The organism is Albibacillus kandeliae, from assembly GCF_003116585.1.
Classification (GTDB): domain Bacteria; phylum Pseudomonadota; class Alphaproteobacteria; order Rhodobacterales; family Rhodobacteraceae; genus Albibacillus; species Albibacillus kandeliae.
Genome location: NZ_QEHM01000009.1, coordinates 37,415 through 60,004 on the forward strand (window position 1 = coordinate 37,415; position 22,590 = coordinate 60,004).

Consider the following 22,590-nt stretch of genomic DNA (forward strand, 5'->3'; position numbering starts at 1 on the left):
GGGTTCAACAGAGTGAGGCCCCAAAGGTCAAGCTGAATCGGGGCGTCACGGCGCGCTGGGCGGCATTTCCCGGTTCACGACTGCGCAGAATCGCGGTCCGGGGCCGGTCGGGCCCGGCCGGGGTGCGATTGTCGGGCCGGTTTGGCCCCGACGCCGGGCGCGCAGCTAACCGGCACTACGCCGGATCACCGGGGTATCCACCAGCTTGGCGCGGTGATCGGCGACCCAGGCCAGCGTCTGGTCGAACGGCATCGGCCGCCCGATGACATAACCCTGCACATAGGTGCAGCCAAGCTGAGCGAGCAGGGCATGTTCGCCCACCGTCTCCACCCCCTCGGCCAGAGTTTCCACCTCGAGCCGCTCGGCCATCGTCAGGATCGCGGCGACCATGCGCTGTTGCTCCGAGTCCTGGTCGGCGCGCATCACGAAACTGCGGTCGATCTTGATCCGGCTGATGGCGAAGCGGCGGATGGACGCAATCGAGGCGTGACCGGTGCCGAAGTCGTCGAGGTCGATCCGGCACCCGAGGGCGGCGAGGCCGCGGATGTTGGCGGCCAGCCGGTCCTCACCCGGATCGTCCTCGGCGGCGCAATCGGTGAAGACGGTTTCGAGGATCTCGATGCAGAGTCGCTCTGCCGGGAGCTCGAAACGGTCGAGATCCCAGCGGATGCGCTCCACCAGCCCCGGTGCGCGCAGTTCCTCGGTCGAGAAATTCACTGCCACGCAGGGAATGTTCAGCCCGGCGTTGTCCCATGCCTTCAGGGCGGTGAGGGCATGATAGAGAATGACCTGCCCCAGCCTCTCCAGCAGGCCCGCGCGCTCCAGCGCGGGCAGGAAATCCTCGGGCGGGATCATTCCGTGCTCGGGGTGGACCCACCGGGCCAGCGCCTCGAACCCGCTGACCTGGCCGGTGTCGGTGGAAACCTGCGGCTGATACCAGGGCTGGATCTGCCCCTTTTCGATTGCGCCCGCGACGGCATCCTGCAGGTCGCCGCGCGGCGACGGCGCGGCGCGACGATCCGGGGCATAGGCGCGCACGCTGGCGGGCCCGGCCTGCTGGGCGGCGGCCAGTGCCGTGCCTGCGGCGGCCAGCCAGTCCTGCCCGGTCTGTCCCGGGGCGCGGGCGCTCTGGCAGAAGCCGATGCTACAGCTCAGCCGGGTGGGGACCTCGCCGACGAGGTAGGGTTCTTCGATCGCGGCCATCAGGCGGCCCGCGAACTGCACGCAGAGTTCGAGATCGAGGTGGTGGGTGGGGGAGAGGCTGAGGGCGAAACGACCATCGCCCAGCCGCGCGGCAAGATCGCCGGGGCGCAGGAGCCTACGGATACGCTCTGCGACGCTTGCGGTCAGGCGGTCCATCGTGGCGAGGTCGGCCCGGCCGGGCAGGGTGCCGTAGTCCTCGATCTGGAGCACGAAGCAGGCAGATTGCAGCTCTCCCTTGCGGCAGTCCCCGAGAACGCGCGCCAGCGTGCCCTCGAACCCGTCGCGCCGCAGGAGCCCGGTGGTGGCGTCCAGTCCGTGACGCGCATTCGGCAAGAGGGTTCCGGCCACCGCAAGGAGGAGTGGCAGCCCGAGGGAGACCAGCAGCAGCGCGGGCTCCCCCCCGATCCAGAAGGCGGCAAGACAGAGGGCAGGCAGAAACGCGAGTGCGGGCGGGCTGGACAATGTCGGCGCAAGCCTGGCCCGGAGACGGGCCAGCGCGGCAGAGATGGGCATGACAAACCTCCCTTGTGGCGCGGGCTGCGCGGGGGAAGGTACGTCAGCGGTCTGACTGGGCGGTTAACGCAGCAGCGGAATCTCTTCGCCGTTCCCGTCGGGCTTCCGACCGCTGCGTTCGAGGCCGAGGAAGTCGAAGAGCTTGGGATCGAGAAGGTGCGACGGACGTGCGTTCATCAGCGCCCGGAACATCACCTGGCGCCGGCCGGGGCTGTTGCGCTCCCACTGGTCGAGAATCTGTTTCACCTGCTGGCGCTGAAGCCCGTCCTGTGACCCGCAGAGATCGCAGGGAATGATCGGGTAGTTCATGTCGCGGGCAAACTTCTCGCAATCCTCCTCGGCCACATGGGCGAGGGGGCGATAGACGAACAGGTCGCCTTCCTCGTTCACCAGCTTCGGCGGCATGGTCGCAAGGCGGCCGCCGTGGAAGAGGTTCATGAAAAAGGTCTCGAGGATGTCGTCGCGGTGGTGGCCCAGCACGACCGCGGTGCAGCCTTCCTCGCGCGCGATGCGGTAGAGGTTGCCGCGCCGCAGACGCGAGCAGAGCGCGCAAAAGGTGCGGCCCTGCGGAACCTTGTCGACGACGATGGAATAAGTGTCCTGGTACTCGATCCGGTGGGGCACACCCATCTTCTGCAGGAACTCGGGCAGGACTGTCGCCGGAAAGCCGGGCTGGCCCTGATCGAGGTTGCAGGCGAGAAGTTCGACCGGCAGCAGGCCGCGCCACTGCAGTTCATGCAGGACGGCCAGCAGAGTGTAACTGTCCTTGCCGCCCGACAGGCAGACCAGCCATTTTCCCCCGCGCTCAAGCATACCGTACTGCTCGATCGCCTCGCGCGTATGGCGCACGATACGCTTGCGCAGCTTGCGGAACGCCGTGGTGTCGGGCGCACCGGCGAACAGGGGATGGATATCGTCATTCTCGTCGAGCATGGGCCTGCTTTAGTGAAGGCGGGGCGCGACTGCAACGGGTTTGGCGTTTGGCCGGGCCGGGTGCATACTCCCGCCATTGATTTGAGCGGAGTTCATTTTATGGCGCTGTTTTTCACCCGCCGGACCTACAATGCGTCCAAACAGAAATTCACCGACAACGTTGCCTCGCTGACCCGCTACGTCCGGGTTCAGGCCTCGGGCGGAGGCAGTCACAGCGGCGGTATCATCAGCAGGGACGACTGGCTCGACCTCGTCATCGCCGGCGCGCAGTCGCGCGAGGTGCTGATCTACGTGCACGGCTTCAACACCGATCAGGCCGGGATGCTCTCACGGCTTGGCAAGGTGGAGGGCGGGCTGCGGGCGAACGGGTTCACCGGCGCGGTCGTCGCCTTCGACTGGCCCAGCCGGGGGGACGTCAACTTCTACGATTCCGACCGGACCAACGCCAAGGCTGTGGCGCCCTTCCTCGTGCCCGACGGCATTCTGGCGATCCTGCAGCGATCACCGGGCATCAAGGTGCACCTGCTGGCCCATTCGATGGGGGCCTACCTGACGCTCAGGGCCTTTTCGGGCGAGGGGCAGCAGCCGGGGCAGCCGCCCTGGAAGGTCGATCAGGCCCTGTTCGTCGCCGCCGACGCCGAGGCCGAGGCCCTGCGGCGCGGCGCGTGGGGGGCGCTGGTGATGGAGCATCGCTGCCAGCGGCTGACCAACTACTATAATGTGGTGGACCAGACCCTGACGCTGGCGGGCGGCATCATCCACGGTGGCCGCGAGAGGGCGGGGCGCGTCGGGCTGCCCGACCTTGCACCGGCCAACGCCGTTGACCTCTATACCACGCAGCAGTTCCGGAACGTGGTACCCGACAACCAGCAGGGTGGCTTCTTCGTCTCCCACAACTGGTACTACGACGATGCGGGTTGTCTTAGGGATATCCGGCTGACGGTGGCCGGGCAGTCTGACGCCACCATGCCAACACGGGTCAACACCACGGCGGGCAACCGCGCGCTGCTGACCTAGTGATCGTGGCGGTCGGGCACGTTGTCGATGCCGGAGCCGCCCCAGGGGTGGCAACGGCCGATGCGGCGCAGGGCCAGCCATCCGCCGCGAAACGCCCCGTGCTTTTCGAGAGCTTCGAGCGCATAGGCCGAGCAGGTGGGGTGATAGCGGCAGTTGTAGCCGACCCAGGGCGAAAAGATCAGGCGATAGGCGCGGACCGGCAGGGCCAGAACATGGGCCAGCGGGGTCATTTCGGCGCGTGCAGCTTGCCGAGGGCGTGACGCAGATCGTTCTGGAGGTCGGTGAAGGGGCGGCCAGCGGTTTCGCCAGCGCGTCCGATCAGCACGTAGTCCCAGCCGGGCAGACCAAGCTCGGGCAACACCAGCCGGGCGACCTCACGCAACCGGCGCTTGGCTCGGTTGCGGGCCACGGCGTTGCCGACCTTCTTGGAACAGGTAAAGCCGACTCGGATGCCCTCGGCCTCGCCCTCGGCGCGCTTGCGGGCCTGCACCATCATGCCGGTCGCACCCTGCCGACGCGCGCGGGCGGCGCGCAGAAAGTCGGAGCGGTTGCTGAGGACCGAGTAGGGCAGCGTCATGCGTGGGCCCCGCGCAGACAAACGGACACCGCCGGGGGCACATCCCCGGGACAGGCAATGCCTTCCGAGGGGGCCACCGGCGGTGTCATGTCCGTCAGACGGTGCGAGTCGCGTGTATTACGCGCTCAGAACCTTGCGGCCACGTGCACGGCGTGCGTTCAGGACCTTGCGGCCGCCTTTGGTAGCCATGCGGGCACGGAAGCCGTGGCGGCGCTTGCGGACCAGGTTCGACGGTTGATAGGTGCGTTTCATCGCGCTTCTCCAGTTTTCGGGCGGGTGCGGCGCGGATTCGCCTTCCCGGGTATAGGAAGCCCGGTCTCTACTGTGCCTTTTTCGATTAGTCAAACCCCTGCGGCAGGAATTTCTGCCCCTGACATCAGAAATCGGGGCGGCACCGCAATGACCTGTCCGAAAGGTCCTTGCGTATCAAGGGTTGGTGAAGACCCTGTCGCCGCCGGGAGTGCCGTGCCATGACATCGTGACGCAAGGAGAGTGCCGAATGAACAGCGACGAGAGACCGGTAGGGCGGAGCTGGCTGCGGAATCTGCCGCTGATCGTCATTCTCTGCGTCGCCGTCGCGGGCTATCTGACATTGCGCGACGAGTTGAGCTTCGAAACCCTGCGCGCGCACCGGGATGCGCTCCTTGCCTTTCGCGACGAGAATCTCCTGGGGCTCGCCGCGCTCTTCGTGCTGACCTACGTGCTGATCGTCGGCTTTTCCCTTCCGGGTGCCTCGGTTGCCTCGGTGACCGGCGGCTTTCTCTTCGGGCTGGCGCTGGGCACGGTGCTGAACGTGATTTCGGCCACGATCGGCGCCGCGGCGATCTTTACCGCCGCGCGCTGGGGGCCGGGCACATTGGTCAGCGGGCGACTGGAAACCTCCGGGGGCCGCACCGGGCGACTGATGGCGCGGCTGCGCGAGAACGAGGTGAGCGTGCTGTTCCTGATGCGGCTGACGCCGGTGGTGCCGTTCTTCCTCGCAAACCTGCTGCCTGCGCTGGTCGGTGTGAAGTTCCGTAACTTCCTGCTGACCACTGCGCTGGGCATCATCCCCGGCGCTTTGATCTTCACCTCGGTCGGAGTCGGGCTGGGCACGGTGTTCGACCGGGGCGAGATGCCCGATTTCTCGCTGTTGTGGGAGCCGAAGATCCTGCTGGCAATCGCGGGGCTTTGCCTGCTGGCCGCATTGCCTATTGTTATCCGCGCGGTACGCGGACGGGAGGACCCCTGATGGAACGGATCGAAACGGACATCCTCGTGATCGGCGCCGGGTCGGGCGGCCTGTCAGTGGCCGCAGGGGCCAGCCAGATGGGCGCACGGGTCGTCCTGCTGGAGGGGCACCGGATGGGCGGAGATTGCCTGAACTACGGCTGCGTACCCTCCAAGGCGCTGCTCGCAGCGGCAAAGCAGGCTCACGCGCAGGCCAATGGCCGGGCCTTTGGCATCGCGGATCATGCGCCGCAGGTCGATTATGCCGCCGTGATGGAGCACGTCGCCGGGGTCATCGCCGAGATCGCCCCGGTCGACAGCCAAGAGCGGTTCGAGGGATTCGGCGTCCGCGTCATCCGCGAATACGGGCAGTTCCTGTCGCCCCGGGAGGTTCAGGCCGGGAATCACGTGATCCGCGCCCGTCGTATTGTCATCGCGACAGGCTCGCGCCCCTTCGTGCCGCCGATTCCCGGGCTCGACACCGCGCCCTATCTGACCAACGAAACCCTCTTCGACCTGCGCGAGCGCCCCGAGCATCTGATCATCATCGGCGGCGGTCCCATCGGGATCGAGATGGCGCAGGCGCACCGGCGGCTCGGATCGCGCGTCACCGTCATCGAGGGCGAGCGCGCGCTGAACAAGGAGGACCCGGATCTGCGACAGATCGTGCTCGACAGCCTCGCCGAGGAGGGCGTCGAGATCGTCGAGGGCTGCAAGGTGGCGGAGGTCCGCTCATCCGACGGCATCGAGATCGTGGCCGAGGATGGCCGGGCCTTCGCCGGGTCGCACCTGCTGGTGGCGACGGGGCGGCGCACCACTGTCGACCGGCTGAACCTCGAGGCCGCCGGTGTCGAGCTGTCGGGCCGGGAGATCCGCGTGGATGCCGGGCTGCGCACGTCCAACCGCCGGGTCTATGCCATCGGCGACGCGGCGGGCGGTGCGCAGTTTACCCATCTCGCGGGGTATCATGCCGGCGTGATCATCCGCTCCATCCTCTTCGGTCTGCCCTCGAAGGCGGGCATGGCTCATATTCCGCGCGTGACCTACACCGATCCCGAACTGGCGCAGGTCGGGCTGACCGAGGCGGAAGCGCGCGACCTTTACGGCGACAGGCTCGAGGTGGCGCGCTTTGACCTTGCACACAACGACCGGGCGGTGGCCGAACGGCGCGGCAAGGGTCTGGCCAAGGTCATGGTGGTGCGCGGACGCCCCGTGGGCGCCTCGATCGCCGGGCACCAGGCGGGCGACCAGATCGCGCTCTGGGCGCTGGCGGTCTCCGGCGGGTTGAAAATGGGCCAGGTGGCGGGAATGGTCGCACCCTATCCGACATTTGCTGAGGTTAACAAACGGGTTGCGGGGGCCTATTTCTCTCCGAAGCTGTTTGATAGTCAGGCAGTGAAACGTGTGGTCCGGGCGGTCCAGAGGTGGATCCCCTGACCTGGGAAAGGGCGCGCATGCTCAACACGCTGTCGGGACGGTTCCTGATCCTGACCACGGTCTTCGTCTTGTTGGCCGAGGTCCTTATCTTCGTGCCGTCCGTCGCAACCTTCCGTCAGGACTATCTGCACGACCGGCTGGAGCGCGCGCAGATCGCCTCGCTGGCACTGCTGGCGGACGACATGCTGGACATGGATCTGGAGAAGGAGCTGCTGGAGAACGCCGAGGTGTTCAACGTGGTCCTGCGCCGTGACGAGGTGCGGCAGCTGATGCTCTCCTCGCCGATCCCGCACCCGATCGCCAAGACCTTCGACCTGCGCGATCCCGGTGCCCTCGTGCTGATCCGCGATGCCCTTGTCCTGCTGATGGAGCCCAAGAACGAGATCATCCGGGTGATCGGTGCGCCGGTGCGGGACGCCGGCCTGCTGATCGAGATCACGATGGAGACCAAGAACCTGCGCAACGCGATGCTCGACTACGGGCTGCGGGTGCTGGTCATGTCGGCGGTGATGTCGGTGCTGACCGCCATTCTCCTGTTCCTCGCGGTCCGCGCCATCCTCGTGAAACCGATCAAGGGCGTGGTGCGCAACATGCAGCGCTATGCCGCCGCGCCGGAAGACGCGCATGGAATCATCACGCCCAAAGCTGGCGTGCGCGAGCTGCGCGAGGCCGAGGAGGCGCTGCACAGCCTGCAGACCGACCTGACGCAGGCGCTGCGGCAGAAGGAACGCATGGCCCAGCTGGGCGGCGCGGTGGCACGGGTCAGCCACGATCTGCGCAACATCCTCGCTTCGGCACAGCTGTTCACCGACCGCATCGAGGCCAGCGAGGACCCGCTGGTGCGACGGCTCGCGCCCAAGCTGGTGAACTCGATCACCCGCGCCGTATCACTCTGCGAGAGCACGCTGGCCTTCGGGCGCGCCGAGGAACCGGCCCCCGTGCTGACCCGGATGCGCCTGTGTGCCGTGGTACAGGACGTGATCGACAGCGAAGGCCCGACCTTCGAGGGCGGTCAGGTGGCCCTGTCGTCCGACGTGGGGGCCGACATGGTGGTGCTGGCGGACCCTGACCAGATCTTCCGCGTGATTCTCAACCTCGTCCGTAATGCGCATCAGGCGATTCTGGGCACGGGGCAGGAGGGGACGATCACCATCGGATCGTCGGAGGACGACGAGGCATGGCGAATCACGGTGGCCGACACCGGGCCCGGTCTGCCCCCCAAGGCGCGGGAACACCTGTTCAAACCGTTTCAGGGTGGCGCACGCAAGGGCGGCACGGGTCTGGGCCTTGCCATCGCGTCGGAACTGGTGCGCGGACACGGTGGTGCGCTGTGCCTGAAACAGACCGGCAGCACCGGGACGGTCTTTGAAATTCGCCTTCCCAAGGGTGAAGGTGACATTTAGTTCAAAATTCGGGTTGCAAACCCCCGGGGCCTTGGCTACATGCAGGGCCTCAGTGGTCCGATAGCTCAGCTGGATAGAGTACTTGACTACGAATCAAGGGGTCGGGGGTTCGAATCCTCCTCGGACCGCCACTGAAAACAAAGGCTTAGGCGATACCGCCTGAGCCTTTTGTTTTTTCGGGCCCGGGCTGTCGGGCACCGGTTTTTCCTCTTTCACAGACATCCGCAGAACGCCTGAAAAGGCTGCCTTTCCCCTGCTTTAAGCGTCTTCGCAGGCCATTCACCCTTTCTTAAGACCTGCGCGGCACCCTGCCTCGGCATCGGCAAATCACGGAACGGGCCGGTGTTCCGGGTCCGGTGCGGCGCATCGTTCCCCCACCGACTCACCCCGCGAGAGGCAGCCGGACGGCGATGACATGATTCGATGCTGCGTGACGATTGCGGCGCTGGCCGTCTTCGCTGCCGTGACGCAGAGGGCGGAGGCCGGGGCCTGGCCACGGGAGACGGGACAGTCCTTTGCCTCGGTCTCGGTCGAATCGCCGCTCTACGGGTTCGGAGGCGGCCGCTACGCGTCGCTCTACTACGAATACGGCCTCACGGAACGCGCGACGCTCGGGCTGGACATGGGGCGCGACGACCAGACCGGGGAGGTCAGCGCGATCTTGTTCCTGCGGCAGCCCCTCGGGGCGACGGCGGGACGCAATCTCTGGGCCTTTGAACTGGGGGCCGGTGTGACGGGCAGCGGAGGGCTCGCCACGCTCACTCTGCGGCCCGGACTGTCATGGGGCAGGGGATATCAGGCCGCTTGGGCTTCAGGGTGGATGGGCGTCGAGAGCACCTATGCCATGCGCCTGGATGGCTCCACCCTCGGCAAGGTCGACGCCACTTTTGGGGTCAGCCACCGCAACGGGTCGCTCACAATGCTCAAGGTGCAGTACGAAAAGCCGTCGGGCCAGTCGGGGTCCATCGCCATCGCCCCCTCGGTGGCGCTGAAGCTGGGGCGACGCGGCTTCCTCGAGCTGGGGCTGCGGCATCGCCTGCAGGACAGGTCCACGCTGGCCAAGGTCGGTATCTGGATCGCCTTCTGACGCTTTTCGCGCTCAGACCACGGGCGCGACGTCGACCTGGTGGGTGGTGGCATGGCCGCCCATCGCCCGGTGCGATCCCTTCACCGGGGCCACGTCCGCGTAGTCGCGCCCAAGGGCCACGACGATGTGGTCAGCGCCCACCATCATGTCGTTCGTCGGGTCGATCTGGACCCATCCGGTCTCGCCGCCGCACCATGCGCGCACCCAGGCGTGCATGGCATCGGCCCCCTCCAGCCGTTCCTGACCCTCGGGCGGGTAGGTCCGCAGGAACCCGCTGACATAGCCCGCGGGGATGCCGAGGGCGCGCAGGGCGGTGATCATGATGTGGGTGAAATCCTGACACACGCCGCGCCGGTTGCGGAAGGCCTCGATGGCCGTGGTGCCGACCTCGGTCGAGTCCGGGTCGAAGGTCATGTCGCGATGGAGCGCGGAGGCGAGGGCGCGCACCACCGCGAGGGTGGACATGCCCGGCTCGCACTGGCTGCGCGCGTAATCCACGATCTCGGGTTCGTGGCGGATCCGTTCGCTGGTGCCGAGGAAGTGGTGAGGCGATTCAGGTGCGATGCTGCGGATCGCTGCCAGCGTCTCGGGCAGGGCGGCGTGCGCGCAGCTCAGGTCCAGAGACACGTCGAGCGGGGTGCGCCGCACCCGGCCGGCAAAGCGGAAGGTGACCTCCGAGAGAGCCTGGTCATGGGCCAGTTCGGTCATCGGGTTGCCGAAGAAATCGCTCCGGTCGCGGCGAAAGTCCGGCTGCGGGTCGGTGCCGACAAAGCCCGAGATCAGCTTCTGTTCGGGCAGGGTCAGCGGCAGCATCCGCAGCATGACCCGGTTGCTCGCGGCGGGGGTCTCGTAGGTGTAGGTAATCTTCAGCGTGATGTCGTAGAGCATCGTCCTACTCCAGGTACATCGCGCCGAGCGCGTCCGAGATCAGCTTGATCTCGGCGCCCACCTCGGCCAGCCGCTCGGTGGTCAGTTCCTCGGGCGTGGCGGTGGCGAGCCGGGTTCGCAGACGCAGGACCCGCCGGGCAAAGTCGCTCATCCCCGGCTGGTTGTCGGGGCGGGGCAGCGCCTCGCCCTCCTCCTGCAAGATGTTGATCTGGTAGAGGATCGACCGGGGGTTCTCGCTGTCGAGCGCCAGCAGGTCGATCACCGTGTTCCGGTTGGTTTCGACAGCATAGCGGCGGCGGTGGGTCATCACGCTGTCGCCCACCTCGACCGCGACGTCGAAACTGCCCGCGGGCGCCTCGAGATCGGCGAAGGCCCCCAACATCTCGGCGATCTGGCCCGCGCGCTCCTGCGCACGGCCGATGGTCAGAAAGCGCCAGCCGGTCGAGCGGTACATGTTCTCGTGCACGAGACCCGAGAAGCCGGCCAGCTTGCGCAGCAGCAGCCCCATCACGCGGGCGGTGTCGTCGCCGGGCTCGGCAGCGGCCATCTCGCGCGCGGTCGCGGCGAGGTCGTCCAGCGCGTGCCAGCCATCGGTCGAGAACATGTCGCGGATCTTGCCGGCGCAGCCGCGCGCAAGGTCGAAAAGATCGAGCAGACCGGCGGGCACCGGTTCGGCAAGGTCCACGCCGTAACGGCTGACGAAGCTGCCGATATGGGCGACCAGCGGCATCTCGGGGTCACCGGCCTCGTAGAGCCGCAGGTGATAGGCCCGCAACTGCCGAACCAGCCCTTCGGCCCGTTCGATGTAGCGCCCGAGCCAGTAGAGGTTATCGGCGGCGCGGCTTGGCAGGGCGCCGGGCATGCGCCGGGAATAGGGGCCCCCGGCCTGCGCGGCGAGGCTGTCCTTGGCGACCGGCCGGTCGCTGGTGACCCAGACGTCGGCGACCGATCCGCCGCTCTGCATGGCAAGTGCGGTGGGGTCCTCGGTGCGCCCGATCCGGGCGTATCCGCCGGGCATCACCGTCCAGCCCTGCGGGGTCCGCGCGGCAAAGACGCGCACCACCATCGGCCGAGGCACAAGTTGTCCGTCGATCATCGCCGGGGTGGTCGAGAGGGTAACGGCCTCCTGTCCCACCAGCTTGGCGCCATCCCTGGCGAGCCAGTCGTCGACCGGCTGCTGCGCCGCGCCGCGGAAGGTGCCGCCCAGCACCGTGGCTCCATCGACCTCGAAGGGCAGGCTGGTCGACAGCGCCGGGCCGATCATCATGCGCTGAAGGTTCTCGCGCACGTATCTCAGTTCCTGTTCCTGCCCGCACCACCACGTCGCGATGTTCGGCATCTTCAGCGCCTCGCCGGTCAGCGCCTCGGAGATACGCGGCAGGAACGCCATCAGCGCCCGCGCCTCCAATACGCCCGACCCGATGCAGTTGAGCATCGTCATCGCGCCCGAGCGCAGCGCCGAGACCATGCCCGGCGTCCCGATGGCCGAGGTCTCGTCCAGCTCCAGCGGATCGGCGAAGCGCGAGTCGAGGCGCCGCCAGAGAACGCTCACCGGATCGGTGCCATTCACCGTACGCACGCTCAGCCTGCCGTCGTCGACCCGCAGATCCTCGGCTTCCAGCAGCATGAAGCCAAGGTAGCGCGCGATGTAGGCATGTTCGAAATAGGTGTCGGTATGCTGGCCGGGCGTGAGGATGGCGACCCGGCCATCGTCCTCGCGCAGGCCGTTCACCGCGTCGCGGAAGGTGCGGAAGAACCCGGCCAGCCGTTCGACGTTGGCGCCCGGGAAATGGTCGAAGAAGACCTTGCTGGTCGCCATCCGGGTCTCGACCGCAAAGCCCGCGCCGGAGGGGGCCTGCGTCCGGTCGCCGAGGACGAACCAGCTGCCGTCGGGCGACCGGCCGAGCTCGAAGGCGAGGAAGTGCAGGAAGTGCCCCGACCGCGGCTGGATACCGACGATGGGGCGCAGCCATTCGGGGTTGCGGGCCACCAGCTCCGGCGGCAGCAGCCCGTCCGATACCAGCTTGCCCGGGCCGTAGAGGTCGGCCATCACCCGCTCCAGCAGTTCGGCGCGCTGAACGATCCCCTCCGACAGGCGGGCCCATTCCCCGGCGCCGATGACCACCGGAATGTGGCTCAGTGGCCAGTCACGCTCGGTCGAGCCGGTCGTCGTGTACTGCCGGAAGAACACCCCGGCGTCGCGCAGGTACTGGTCCCCCCGGGCAAAGCGCTGGGCGAGATCCTCGCGCGTTCGACCCGAGAGGAAGTCGATGAACGGCTGCCACGCCTCGCGCAGGGTGCCATCGCCGCGCATCATCTCGTCGGACATGCCCTCGCGCGGATGGTAGCCATCCAGCAGGTCGCTCAGGGTCTGTGCCGCTTGCGCTTCGGTCATCTCGGATCCGGGGTCAGGGGTTGGCAGTGTTTACAATCCGCTTCGTCGCAGGTCGAGGGTCATCGGGAAATCGGGGTGCGGCTGCTCCGGTTGCGGCCAGTAGCTGCCGGGCGTGTGCCCGAGTTTCTCGAACCGCGCGAGGCGGCGGGCCTCGGCCTCGTTGCCGTTGACCGGGAAGGTCTCGTAGTTGCGTCCGCCCGGGTGGGCGACGTGATAGGTGCAGCCCCCGAGCGCGTGACCGGTCCAGGTATCAAAGATGTCGAAGGTCAGCGGTGCGTTGACCGGCAGAACGGGGTGCATCGACTCGGCCGGCTGCCATGCCTTGAAGCGCACGCCGCCGACCTGCACACCGCTGGTGCCGGTCTGGGTCATCGGCACCTGCCGCTGGTTACACGTCACGATGTAGCGCGAGGGGTCGGTCGCGGTCAGCTGCACCTGCATCCGCTCCACCGAGCTGTCGGTGTAGCGCACGGTTCCGCCGATGGCGCCACGCTCGCCCAGCACGTGCCAGGGCTCCAGTGCCTGCCGCAGTTCAAGGTGGACGCCCTCGTATTCGACCTCGCCGCAGAAGGGGAAGCGGAACTCCTTCTGCGCCTCGTACCATTCGGGGCGGAAGGTGAAACCGTGTTCGCCCAGATCACGCAGGACATCGAGGAAATCGGCCCAGACGAAATGCGGCAGCATGAAACGGTCGTGCAGCGTGGTGCCCCAGCGCACCGGCTTGCCCTTGACCGGACTCTTCCAGAACCGGGCGAGCAGGGCGCGGATCAGCACCTGCTGGGCAAGGCTCATCTTGGCGTCGGGCGGCATCTCGAAGCCGCGGAACTCGACCAGCCCGAGGCGCCCGGTGGGACCGTCGGGCGAGAACATTTTGTCGATGCAGATCTCGGCGCGGTGGGTGTTGCCGGTGACGTCGATCAGGATGTTGCGCAGCAGCCGGTCGGTGAGCCAGGGCGGCGGCGGGGTGCCTTCGTCGGGCGAGGGGATCTGCGCCAGTGCGATTTCCAGCTCGTAGAGGCTGTCGTGACGGGCCTCGTCGATGCGGGGGGCCTGACTGGTCGGGCCGATGAAAAGACCCGAGAACATGTAGCTGAGCGAGGGGTGCCGCAGCCAGTGCAGGATCAGCGAGCGCATCATGTCCGGGCGTCGCAGGAAGGGCGAGTCGTTCGGGGTCTCGCCGCCCACCACCACGTGGTTGCCGCCGCCGGTGCCGGTGTGCTTGCCGTCGATCATGAACTTGTCGGCCCCGAGGCGGCACTGCCGCGCCTCCTCGTAGACGCCGTTGGTGATCGCCTTGCAGTCGTCCCAGCTGTGCGCCGGATGCACGTTCACCTCGATCACGCCCGGATCGGGTGCCACGCGGATCACGTTGAGGCGTGGATCGCCGGGCGGGGTGTAGCCCTCGATGTGGACGGGCAGGCCCAGTTCCTCGGCGGTCGACTCGGCAATTGCCAGCAGTTCGAGGTAGTCTTCCAGCGCCTCGACCGGCGGCATGAAGATGCAGAGCCGCCCGTCGCGGGGTTCGATGGCGATTGCGGTACGCACCGCGCCGCCCGCTGGGTCGACGCCCTGTTCCATGATGCGCTGGCGCGGCCCGGTATCCTGTGCGCCCGAGACCGGCTGTTCGCGGCCCGGGGTGACCTCGGGCAGGGTCGCGGCCTCTTCGTCAGCGATGCGGGCGAGTTCGTCCATCAGGACGCGGCGGCGTTCCTCCTGCCGGGCGTGGAAGTCGGGCAGCGACTCGCGCGGGACCGTGGGGTCGGCGGGATAGACATAGGGATAGGCCGAAGGGGCGACATAGGGCAGGGAGCCCAGCGGCAGGCGGAAGCCCACGGGGCTGTCGCCGGGGACGAGGTAGAGATGGCCGCGCCGGGTCTTCCATTTCTCCGATTTCCAGCGGGTGCCGGTGGCCTTGGCCTGCCAGCGCTGGATCGGCAGGACGAAGCCTGCGGGCGTATCGAGCCCCCGGTTGAAGACGCGGGCGATGCGGGCGCGCGTCTCGGGGTCCTTCAGCTTGGAATCCTCGGGCGTCACGTTGGTCGGCAGGTCGGCTTCCTTGAGGATCCACTCCATCGGATCCTCGTAGGTCGGGTGGACGAACTCGGCCCCGACGCCGAGGTTGTCGGCAAAGGCCGACATGAACTGGTCGGCCTGATCGGCATTCGCGCCCTTGGCACCTTCGCGGGCGATCAAGTCGGGGTTCTTCCAGACCGGCATCCCATCGCGACGCCAGTAGAGCGAAAAGGTCCAGCGCGGCAGGGTCTCGCCCGGGTACCACTTGCCCTGCCCGTAGTGCAGGAAGCCACCGGGCGCGAAACGGTCGCGCAGGCGGCGGATCAGCGTGTCGGCGAGCCCGCGCTTGGTCGGCCCGACCGCCCCGGTGTTCCATTCGGCGCTCTCGAAATCGTCGATGGAGACAAAGGTCGGCTCGCCGCCCATGGTCAGGCGCATGTCCTGTTCCTCAAGCGTCGCGTCGACCTTGTGGCCGAGGGCGTCGAGCGCGTCCCAGGCCTCGTCCGAGAAGGGCTTGGTGATGCGCGGATGCTCGGCGACGCGCTTGACCTCCATGTGGAAGTCGAAATCGACCTGCGGCGTGCCCTGCGAGGAGAAGCCGCCGGCGATGGGGGCGGCGTTGGAGTAATGCGGTGTGGCGGCCAGCGGGATGTGGCTCTCGCCGGTCAGCAGACCGGAGGTCGGGTCGAGCCCGATCCAGCCCGCGCCGGGCAGGTAGACCTCGCACCAGGCGTGCAGGTCGGTAAAGTCGTGGTCCGTGCCCGCCGGACCGTCGAGCGAGACGAGGTCCGGTTTCAGCTGGATCAGGTAGCCGGACACGAAGCGGGCGGCGAAACCGAGGTTGCGCAGGACCTGGACCAGCAGCCAGCTGGTGTCGCGGCACGAGCCCTTGCGGACGGTCAGGGTCTCTTCGGGGGTCTGCACGCCGGGTTCAAGACGGATCACATAGCCGATCTCGTTCGACAGGCGGCTGTTCAGCGCGACGAGGAAATCGACGGTTCCGGTCTCGGTCACCGGCACGGACTTCAGGAATTCGGTCAGCAAGGGGCCCGGGGTTTCGGGACGGCGGTAGATCGACAGGTCATCGGAGAGTTCGGTGGGGTAGTCGAAGGGCCATTTCTCGGCGGTCTCGTCCACGAAGAAGTCGAAGGGATTGTAGACCGTCATGTCGGCGACGAGATCGACCTCGATCTTGAACTCGCGCACCGGCTCGGGAAAGACGAAGCGCGACAGCCAGTTGCCGTAGGGATCCTGCTGGTGGTTGACGAAATGCCCGGCGGGGTACACCCGCAGCGAATGCGAGATCACGCGGGTCCGGCTGTGCGGCGCAGGTCTCAACCGGATGACCTGGGGGCCGAGGGTGACAAGACGGTCGTACTTGTAATGGGTGACGTGCGTAATGCTTGCAGTAATCGCCATGTTCAGCAGTATTCCCTATAAGCCGCATTGCAGCAAAGACGGTTTGCCTTAGTATGTAAAGGGCGAGGACATGCCGTGGCAAAGCATAGACCGTGATCTGCCGTACAGACTTCGGGCACAAACCCGGGCAGGCGAACAAAAACGAGGCGACAACGGACACTGATCATTGTACCGCGCGAGCGGCGCGGGCAGTTTGCATCAGCGGCCCAGGCAAGTATCGACCAAGGACACCAACCCAATTGGCTAAAACCCTCTCCATCGTCGTCGTCGAGCGCGACCGGGATCGTGCCATGCAGATCGTTGACGCCCTGCGCGCGGACGAGGCGCACGAGGTCTTCGTGATCTCGGAAGAGACCGGGCTGGCCCGGCGCATCGCCGAGCGCCGCCCCGACGTGGTGCTGATCGACGTCGACAATCCTTCGCGCGATGCGCTCGAGGAACTGGCGATGGCGTCCGGCCCGACCGAGCGTGCCGTGGCCATGTTCGTGAACCAATCGGGCGACGGGCTGGCCAAGGCGATGATCGACGCCGGAGTCTCGGCCTACGTGGTCGACGGCCTGCGCCCCGAGCGGCTGAAACCCATTCTCGACGCGGCGGTCGCCCGGTTCCACATGTTCTCGCAGATGCGGGCCGAACTGGAGGCGACCAAGCGCGCGCTGGAAGAGCGCAAGGTGATCGACCGCGCCAAGGGTCTGCTGATGAAGGCCAAGGGGCTGGACGAGGATGCGGCCTATGCGCTGCTGCGCAAGGCGGCGATGGATCAGGGCAAGAAGGTGATCGAGGTGGCGTCGGCGCTGGTAACGGCTGCGGGGATTCTCTCGTGAGCCTGACCGAACTATCTGCCGGTTTTATCCCGCTGGTCGACGCGGCGCCGCTGATCGTGGCGCAGGAGATCGGTTTCGCCCGCGAAGAGGGGCTGGACCTCGTGCTGCGCAAGGCGGCCAGCTGGTCGGCTCTGCGCGATCACCTTGCCCTCGGGCAGGTCGATGCGGCCCACATGCTGGCGCCGGTGCCGGTGGCCGCGGCGCTGGGCCTCGGCGGAGTCGCGCGGCCGCTGGAGGCGCTGTCGCTGCTGTCGGTGAACGGCAATGTCATCGGGGTTTCGGTCGAGATGGCGTCGCGGATGCGCGCGGCCGGGCACGACTTTGGCTTTGACGACGCGCGCGCGGCGGGCACGGCGCTGATGGCCGCCTCCGAACGCCAGATCCGGATCGGGGTGCCGTTCCCGTTCTCGATGCACGCCGAACTGGTCTATCACTGGCTAAACGCCATCGGCGTGGCCGCCCCGCAATCGGTGTCGGTCCGCACCGTCCCGCCGCCGCTGATGGCCAAGGCGATGGAGGCGGGAGAAATCGACGCCTTCTGCGTGGGCGAACCCTGGGGCTCGATCGCGGTCGAGAACGGGGTAGGTGAGCTGCTATTGCCGGGCGCGGCGATCTGGTCCTTTGCGCCCGAGAAGGTCCTGGCGACACGGCAGGGCTGGGCCGAGGAACACCGCGATCTCGCGTTTCGCCTGATCCGGGCGCTCTGGCGCGCCGGGAGGTGGCTCGATTCCATCGACAACCGGCTGATTGCGACCGAGCTGCTCTCGCGTCCCGACTACCTCAACCTTCCGCCCATCGTGCTGGAGCGCGCGCTGACCGGGCAGATCGTGGTGTCGTCGCGGGGCGAGACCCGGAAGGTAGAGAACTTCGTCGAGTTTCACCGGGGCGTGGCGGGCTTTCCCTGGCGCAGCCAGGCGGTCTGGATCGCGACGCGGCTGGCAGCACGCACCGGGCTCGACCGGGCCGAGGCCGCAGCGGCGGCACGGGCGGTGTTCCGGTCCGACCTCTACCGCGAGGCGCTGCAGGGCACGGGCGCGGACCTGCCGGGTGCGTCCGAGAAACTGGAAGGCGCGATTGCCGATCCGACGGCAGTGGCCAGCCAGTCCGGGACGCTGATTCTGCCCCGGAACCAGTTCTTCGACGGCACAATTTTTGACCCTTACGACATTTCCTGACCTCTTTTTGAACACTGCGCGGGCTTTCCGGCCCGGGCAGACCGGAAATTCGTCCCGTTAGCGCAAATTCTCTGGATCGGTCGGCAGGACCGTGGGTATCTGAAGGTGTCCGGCAGGCAATGGCGCCGTCAGACACGATCCCAGGACGGGACTTCCAAGCATGGTCGCTTGAACGCTCTGCACAGCTTTGTGCGGATCAGTTCGATGCGGCCTTTTTGTTTTGCGGCGCCACCCCTTTCCTCACGCGGTCGCGCCCCCGATTGAAAGGACTGGACTATGAACAAGAGTGTCTTGGCGGCCCTCGCCTCCGCAACCGCCCTCGCAGGTTCCCTGGCCCACGCGGAAATGCTGGAGCTGGAAAAGGATCAGCTGACCTTCGGTTTCATCAAGCTCACCGACATGGCGCCCCTCGCGGTGGCCTACGAGCAGGGCTACTTCCTCGACGAGGGTCTGTTCGTGACCCTGCAGGCGCAGGCGAACTGGAAGGTCCTGCTGGATGGCGTGATCGACGGGCAGCTTGACGGGGCGCACATGCTGGCGGGCCAGCCGCTGGCCGCCACCATCGGCTTCGGCACCGAGGCGCACATCATCACCCCCTTCTCGATGGACCTGAACGGCAACGGCATCACCGTGTCGAACGAGGTCTGGGACCTGATGCGCCCGAACATCCCCTCGATGGAGGATGGCCGTCCGCAGCACCCGATCTCGGCCGAGGCACTGAAGCCGGTGATCGACCAGTTCAAGGCCGAGGGCAAACCCTTCAACATGGGCATGGTCTTCCCCGTCTCGACCCACAACTACGAACTGCGCTACTGGCTGGCCGCCGGCGGCATCAACCCGGGCTTCTACAGCCCCGAGAACGTCTCGGGCCAGATCGCGGCCGATGCCTTCCTCTCCGTGACGCCGCCGCCGCAGATGCCGGCAACGCTCGAAGCCGGGACCATCTCGGGCTATTGCGTGGGCGAGCCGTGGAACCAGCAGGCCGTGGCCAAGGGCATCGGCGTTCCGGTGATCACCGATTTCGAGATCTGGAAGAACAACCCAGAGAAGGTCTTCGGCATCACCGCCGAGTTTGCCGAGGAAAACCCGAACACCACCAAGGCCGTGGTTCGCGCCCTGATCCGCGCCGCCATCTGGCTGGACGAGAACGACAACGCCAATCGTCAGGAAGCGGTCGAGATCCTCTCGCGCCCCGACTACGTCGGCGCCGATGCCGAGGTGATCGCCAACTCGATGACCGGCACCTTCGAATACGAGAAGGGCGACGTTCGCGAAGTCCCTGATTTCAACGTTTTCTTCCGCTACAACGCGACCTATCCCTACTACTCCGACGCGGTCTGGTACCTGACCCAGATGCGCCGCTGGGGCCAGATCGCCGAGGCCAAGCCCGACACCTGGTATGACGAGGTGGCCAAATCGGTCTATCGCCCGGACATCTACCTCGATGCGGCCAAGAGCCTCGTCGATGACGGTCTCGCCAATGCCGCGGACTTCCCCTTTGACAGCGATGGTTACAAAGAGCCGACCCCGGCTGCCGACATCATCGACGGCGTGCCCTACGACGGCCGCCACCCGAACGCCTACCTCGACAGCCTGACCATCGGCCTGAAGGGCGAGCAGAAGGTCGTCGGCACCGAGGTGCAGGGCTAAGCCACGCTGCCGCTCCCTTGCCACGGGGCAGGGAGCGGCCTCCAGCCAAACCATTCTTCCGAGGATCGAGACATGACCACCATCGACCCTGAATTCGCCGAAGCCCGCGCCCGCGAAGAGCGCCGTGCCCGCCTGTTCACCCGCATCAACAAGGCCGACGGATGGTTCAAGGTCCTCGGCCTCGCCTGGATCACCCCCATCCTGCGCGCCGCCGCAGGCGACAACCCGCAGGCGCAGGTCAGGGAAATCTGGCGCCTGCTGATGGTGCCGCTGATCGCGATCCTTGCGTTCCTGCTGCTCTGGGGCAACCTCGCCCCCCGCGTTCAGACTTCGCTCGGCGCCGTGCCCGGGCCGGCGCAGGTCTGGGAACAGGCCATCGTCCTGCATCAGGATGCGCAGGCCAAGGCCGCGAAGCGTGACAAGTTCTACGAGCAGGTGGAAAAGCGGAACCAGAAGCTGATCGACGCGGGCCGCGCCGACGACATCAAGCCGATCGCCTACACTGGGTCGCCAAGCTACTACGAACAGATCTGGACCTCGATCAAGACCGTCTTCTTCGGCTTCCTGATCGCCTCTGCCATCGCCATCCCGCTCGGCATCATGGCTGGCCTCTCGGTCACCGCCAACTCGGCGCTGAACCCGCTGATCCAGATCTTCAAGCCGGTGTCGCCCCTGGCATGGCTGCCGATCGTTACCATGGTGGTCTCGGCCGTCTACACCAGCGAGGACGGGCTATTTGCCAAGTCGTTCCTGGTGTCGGCCATCACCGTGACGCTCTGCTCGCTCTGGCCGACGCTGATCAACACCGCCTTGGGCGTGGCCTCTATCGACAAGGACCTGGTGAACGTCTCCAAGGTGCTGAAAATGAACACCTGGACCAAGATCACCAAGCTGGTCCTGCCCTCGGCCCTGCCGCTGATCTTCACCGGTCTGCGCCTGTCGCTCGGTGTGGGCTGGATGGTGCTGATCGCCGCTGAAATGCTGGCCCAGAACCCCGGCCTCGGCAAGTTCGTGTGGGACGAGTTCCAGAACGGGTCCTCCTCCTCGCTCGCCAAGATCATGGTCGCGGTCTTCACCATCGGCATCATCGGCTTCCTGCTGGATCGCGTCATGTTCGCCCTCCAGTCCCTCTTCACCTTCTCGAACAACCGGTGAGCGTCATGGCTGTCCTAGAGTTCCAGAACGTCAGCAAGAGCTTCGGCACCGGCACCGGCAAGACGGATGTGCTGAAGAACATCACCCTCGAGGTGCAGGATGGCGAGTTCGTCGTGCTCCTCGGGTTCTCCGGCACTGGCAAGACCACCCTGATGAACCTCATGGCGGGCCTCGAGATGCCGACGACCGGCAAGGTCCTGTTCAAGGGGGCGGAGATCGCCGGCCCCGGCCCGGAACGCGGGATGATCTTCCAGAACTACTCGCTGATGCCCTGGCTCACCGTGAGCGGAAACGTGGGGCTGGCGGTGGATACGATCTTCCCGAACCTGTCCAGGAAGGAGCGGGCCGAAAAGGTTGCGCATTACGTGCAGATGGTGGGGCTGAGCCACGCGGCAACGCGCCGTCCGGCGGAACTGTCGGGTGGCATGCGCCAGCGGGTCAACGTCGCCCGGGCGCTTGCGATGAACCCCGAGGTTCTGCTGCTTGACGAACCGCTCTCGGCGCTGGACGCGCTGACTCGCGGCAACCTCGCCGACGAGATCGAGCGCATCTGGGAAGCCGACCGCAAGACCTGTGTGCTGATCACCAATGACGTGGACGAGGCGATCTGCCTTGCCGACCGGATCATCCCGCTGAACCCGGACGGGACGCTGGGGACCGAGTTCAAGGTCGACATCCCGCGTCCGCGCGACCGGACCGAGATGAACCACCACGAGGGCTTCAAGGCGCTGCGGGCGGCAGTCACGGCCTACCTGATGGACGTCGGCATCGCCTCGAAGGTCGAGGAAAAGCGCGTGCTCCCGAACGTCCAGCCGATCCACGCGGTTCCGGCTGCGGTGCAGGCTGCCCGCGAGGGCATGATCGAAGAGCGGTTCCTCGATTTCAGCCAGTTGCACAAGATCTACCCGACCCCCAAGGGCCCGCTGACCGTGGTCGAGGACTTCAACCTGAAAATGAATCAGGGCGAGTTCATCTCGCTGATCGGTCACTCGGGCTGCGGCAAGTCCACGGTGCTGACCATGGCCGCCGGTCTGAACGACATTTCGTCCGGCGCCATCAAGCTCGACGGTCGGCACGTTCAGGGGGCCGATCCGGAGCGCGCGGTGGTGTTCCAGTCGCCGAACCTGTTCCCCTGGCTGACCGCCAAGGAGAACGTGGCGATCGGGGTCGACAAGGTCTACCCGAAGGCGTCTCAGGCCGAGCGTCAGGATGTGGTGGAGTACTACCTCGAACGTGTCGGCCTCGCCGACGCGATGGACCGTGGCGCGGCGGACATGTCGAACGGCATGAAGCAGCGCGTCGGCATCGCCCGTGCCTTTGCCCTCTCGCCCAAGCTGCTGCTGCTGGACGAGCCCTTCGGGATGCTCGACTCGCTGACCCGCTGGGAGCTGCAGGAAGTGCTGATGGAGGTCTGGTCCCGCACCAAGGTGACCGCGATCTGCGTCACCCATGACGTGGACGAGGCGATCCTGCTGGCCGACCGCGTGGTGATGATGACCAACGGCCCGCGCGCCACCATCGGCAAGATCGTCGATGTGGACCTGCCGCGCCCGCGTACCCGCAAGGCGCTGCTGGCGCACCCCGACTACTATGCCTACCGGCAGGAGGTTCTCGATTTCCTTGCCGAGTACGAGCATGGCGCCACGCCGAAACCCAAGCCGGCGCCGCTGCCGGTTGCGGCGGAGTAGGGCG

Annotated in this window: 17 protein-coding genes, 1 tRNA gene and 1 pseudogene; 11 read left to right on the plus strand and 8 right to left on the minus strand. The window is 66.8% G+C overall.

Going from position 1 to position 22,590, the window contains the following annotated elements:
- Positions 1–165: 165 nt before the first annotated feature.
- Together DDT93_RS19750 and ttcA are read right to left on the minus strand one after the other, a co-directional pair.
- The gene (locus DDT93_RS19750) at positions 166–1,716 is read right to left on the minus strand and encodes a putative bifunctional diguanylate cyclase/phosphodiesterase (protein WP_109467615.1); all 1,551 of its coding nucleotides are present in this window, start codon (positions 1,714–1,716) and stop codon (positions 166–168) included.
- 63 nt (positions 1,717–1,779) lie between these two features.
- A complete protein-coding gene (gene ttcA / locus DDT93_RS19755; RefSeq protein ID WP_109467886.1) occupies positions 1,780–2,649 on the minus strand; it encodes a tRNA 2-thiocytidine(32) synthetase TtcA in 870 nt (289 codons plus the stop codon).
- 99 nt (positions 2,650–2,748) lie between these two features.
- Here ttcA and DDT93_RS26560 point away from each other — a divergent pair, with 99 nt between their 5' ends.
- The gene (locus DDT93_RS26560) at positions 2,749–3,666 is read left to right on the plus strand and encodes an alpha/beta fold hydrolase (protein WP_157960235.1); all 918 of its coding nucleotides are present in this window, start codon (positions 2,749–2,751) and stop codon (positions 3,664–3,666) included.
- On the opposite strand, the gene yidD is transcribed toward DDT93_RS26560, so the two are convergent.
- The 3 genes and pseudogenes from yidD to rpmH all read right to left on the minus strand — a co-directional run bounded on the left by yidD (position 3,663) and on the right by rpmH (position 4,495).
- The gene (gene yidD, locus DDT93_RS19765; protein WP_109467617.1) at positions 3,663–3,896 is read right to left on the minus strand and encodes a membrane protein insertion efficiency factor YidD; all 234 of its coding nucleotides are present in this window, start codon (positions 3,894–3,896) and stop codon (positions 3,663–3,665) included. The two genes, DDT93_RS26560 and yidD, sit on opposite strands and share 4 nt — an antisense overlap.
- Positions 3,893–4,332, minus strand: a pseudogene (gene rnpA, locus DDT93_RS19770) (ribonuclease P protein component). Before rnpA ends, yidD begins: the two are co-directional and overlap by 4 nt.
- A 28-nt stretch (positions 4,333–4,360) precedes the next feature.
- Positions 4,361–4,495 (minus strand): 50S ribosomal protein L34, encoded by a 135-nt coding sequence (gene rpmH / locus DDT93_RS19775; RefSeq protein WP_109467619.1) that lies wholly within the window; start codon positions 4,493–4,495, stop codon positions 4,361–4,363.
- A 247-nt stretch (positions 4,496–4,742) separates the two neighbouring features.
- Here rpmH and DDT93_RS19780 point away from each other — a divergent pair, with 247 nt between their 5' ends.
- The 5 genes from DDT93_RS19780 to DDT93_RS19800 all read left to right on the plus strand — a co-directional run bounded on the left by DDT93_RS19780 (position 4,743) and on the right by DDT93_RS19800 (position 9,379).
- Positions 4,743–5,474 carry a TVP38/TMEM64 family protein gene (locus tag DDT93_RS19780; RefSeq protein ID WP_109467620.1) on the plus strand — a complete coding sequence of 244 codons (732 nt, stop codon included), beginning with the start codon at positions 4,743–4,745 and terminating at the stop codon, positions 5,472–5,474.
- Positions 5,474–6,889 carry a dihydrolipoyl dehydrogenase family protein gene (locus DDT93_RS19785; RefSeq protein ID WP_109467621.1) on the plus strand — a complete coding sequence of 472 codons (1,416 nt, stop codon included), beginning with the start codon at positions 5,474–5,476 and terminating at the stop codon, positions 6,887–6,889. The genes DDT93_RS19780 and DDT93_RS19785 overlap by 1 nt, the downstream gene beginning before the upstream one ends.
- A gap of 17 nt (positions 6,890–6,906) precedes the next feature.
- Entirely contained in the window at positions 6,907–8,292 is a 1,386-nt protein-coding gene (locus DDT93_RS19790) for a sensor histidine kinase (RefSeq protein ID WP_109467622.1), read from the plus strand.
- 54 nt (positions 8,293–8,346) lie between these two features.
- Positions 8,347–8,423, plus strand: a tRNA-Arg gene (locus tag DDT93_RS19795).
- 284 nt (positions 8,424–8,707) lie between these two features.
- Positions 8,708–9,379 carry a hypothetical protein gene (locus tag DDT93_RS19800; RefSeq protein WP_109467623.1) on the plus strand — a complete coding sequence of 224 codons (672 nt, stop codon included), beginning with the start codon at positions 8,708–8,710 and terminating at the stop codon, positions 9,377–9,379.
- Between the two features lie 12 nt (positions 9,380–9,391).
- Here DDT93_RS19800 and DDT93_RS19805 read toward each other — a convergent pair whose 3' ends face one another.
- From DDT93_RS19805 to DDT93_RS19815, 3 genes are read right to left on the minus strand one after another with little or no spacing between them, the layout of a single operon-like run.
- Entirely contained in the window at positions 9,392–10,267 is an 876-nt protein-coding gene (locus DDT93_RS19805; protein ID WP_109467624.1) for a transglutaminase family protein, read from the minus strand.
- A 4-nt stretch (positions 10,268–10,271) separates the two neighbouring features.
- A complete protein-coding gene (locus DDT93_RS19810) occupies positions 10,272–12,662 on the minus strand; it encodes a circularly permuted type 2 ATP-grasp protein (RefSeq protein WP_109467625.1) in 2,391 nt (796 codons plus the stop codon).
- A 30-nt stretch (positions 12,663–12,692) separates the two neighbouring features.
- Positions 12,693–16,094 carry a transglutaminase family protein gene (locus tag DDT93_RS19815; RefSeq protein ID WP_109467626.1) on the minus strand — a complete coding sequence of 1,134 codons (3,402 nt, stop codon included), beginning with the start codon at positions 16,092–16,094 and terminating at the stop codon, positions 12,693–12,695.
- A gap of 239 nt (positions 16,095–16,333) precedes the next feature.
- On the opposite strand from DDT93_RS19815, the gene DDT93_RS19820 reads away from it, so the two are divergent.
- From DDT93_RS19820 to DDT93_RS19840, 5 genes are all read left to right on the plus strand, one after another.
- On the plus strand, positions 16,334–16,918 hold the full coding sequence (locus DDT93_RS19820; RefSeq protein ID WP_109467627.1) for an ANTAR domain-containing response regulator: 585 nt from the start codon (positions 16,334–16,336) through the stop codon (positions 16,916–16,918).
- Positions 16,915–18,093, plus strand: coding sequence for a CmpA/NrtA family ABC transporter substrate-binding protein (locus tag DDT93_RS19825; RefSeq protein WP_109467628.1), 1,179 nt, complete (start codon positions 16,915–16,917; stop codon positions 18,091–18,093). The genes DDT93_RS19820 and DDT93_RS19825 overlap by 4 nt, the downstream gene beginning before the upstream one ends.
- Positions 18,094–18,369: 276 nt before the next feature.
- Positions 18,370–19,743 carry a CmpA/NrtA family ABC transporter substrate-binding protein gene (locus DDT93_RS19830; RefSeq protein ID WP_109467629.1) on the plus strand — a complete coding sequence of 458 codons (1,374 nt, stop codon included), beginning with the start codon at positions 18,370–18,372 and terminating at the stop codon, positions 19,741–19,743.
- A 72-nt stretch (positions 19,744–19,815) separates the two neighbouring features.
- Positions 19,816–20,898 (plus strand): ABC transporter permease, encoded by a 1,083-nt coding sequence (locus DDT93_RS19835; protein ID WP_109467630.1) that lies wholly within the window; start codon positions 19,816–19,818, stop codon positions 20,896–20,898.
- Between the two features lie 5 nt (positions 20,899–20,903).
- The gene (locus DDT93_RS19840) at positions 20,904–22,586 is read left to right on the plus strand and encodes an ABC transporter ATP-binding protein (protein ID WP_109467631.1); all 1,683 of its coding nucleotides are present in this window, start codon (positions 20,904–20,906) and stop codon (positions 22,584–22,586) included.
- Positions 22,587–22,590 lie beyond the last annotated feature (4 nt).

Excerpts from the sequence above, each read along its gene's own strand:
- DDT93_RS19750 (WP_109467615.1), bottom strand. The coding sequence starts at position 1,716 with ATGCCCATCTCTGCCGCGCTGGCCCGTCTCCGGGCCAGGCTTGCGCCG.
- ttcA (WP_109467886.1), bottom strand. The coding sequence starts at position 2,649 with ATGCTCGACGAGAATGACGATATCCATCCCCTGTTCGCCGGTGCGCCC.
- DDT93_RS26560 (WP_157960235.1), top strand. The coding sequence starts at position 2,749 with ATGGCGCTGTTTTTCACCCGCCGGACCTACAATGCGTCCAAACAGAAA.
- yidD (WP_109467617.1), bottom strand. The coding sequence starts at position 3,896 with ATGACCCCGCTGGCCCATGTTCTGGCCCTGCCGGTCCGCGCCTATCGC.
- rpmH (WP_109467619.1), bottom strand. The coding sequence starts at position 4,495 with ATGAAACGCACCTATCAACCGTCGAACCTGGTCCGCAAGCGCCGCCAC.
- DDT93_RS19780 (WP_109467620.1), top strand. The coding sequence starts at position 4,743 with ATGAACAGCGACGAGAGACCGGTAGGGCGGAGCTGGCTGCGGAATCTG.
- DDT93_RS19785 (WP_109467621.1), top strand. The coding sequence starts at position 5,474 with ATGGAACGGATCGAAACGGACATCCTCGTGATCGGCGCCGGGTCGGGC.
- DDT93_RS19790 (WP_109467622.1), top strand. The coding sequence starts at position 6,907 with ATGCTCAACACGCTGTCGGGACGGTTCCTGATCCTGACCACGGTCTTC.
- DDT93_RS19800 (WP_109467623.1), top strand. The coding sequence starts at position 8,708 with ATGATTCGATGCTGCGTGACGATTGCGGCGCTGGCCGTCTTCGCTGCC.
- DDT93_RS19805 (WP_109467624.1), bottom strand. The coding sequence starts at position 10,267 with ATGCTCTACGACATCACGCTGAAGATTACCTACACCTACGAGACCCCC.
- DDT93_RS19810 (WP_109467625.1), bottom strand. The coding sequence starts at position 12,662 with ATGACCGAAGCGCAAGCGGCACAGACCCTGAGCGACCTGCTGGATGGC.
- DDT93_RS19815 (WP_109467626.1), bottom strand. The coding sequence starts at position 16,094 with ATGGCGATTACTGCAAGCATTACGCACGTCACCCATTACAAGTACGAC.
- DDT93_RS19830 (WP_109467629.1), top strand. The coding sequence starts at position 18,370 with ATGAACAAGAGTGTCTTGGCGGCCCTCGCCTCCGCAACCGCCCTCGCA.
- DDT93_RS19835 (WP_109467630.1), top strand. The coding sequence starts at position 19,816 with ATGACCACCATCGACCCTGAATTCGCCGAAGCCCGCGCCCGCGAAGAG.
- DDT93_RS19840 (WP_109467631.1), top strand. The coding sequence starts at position 20,904 with ATGGCTGTCCTAGAGTTCCAGAACGTCAGCAAGAGCTTCGGCACCGGC.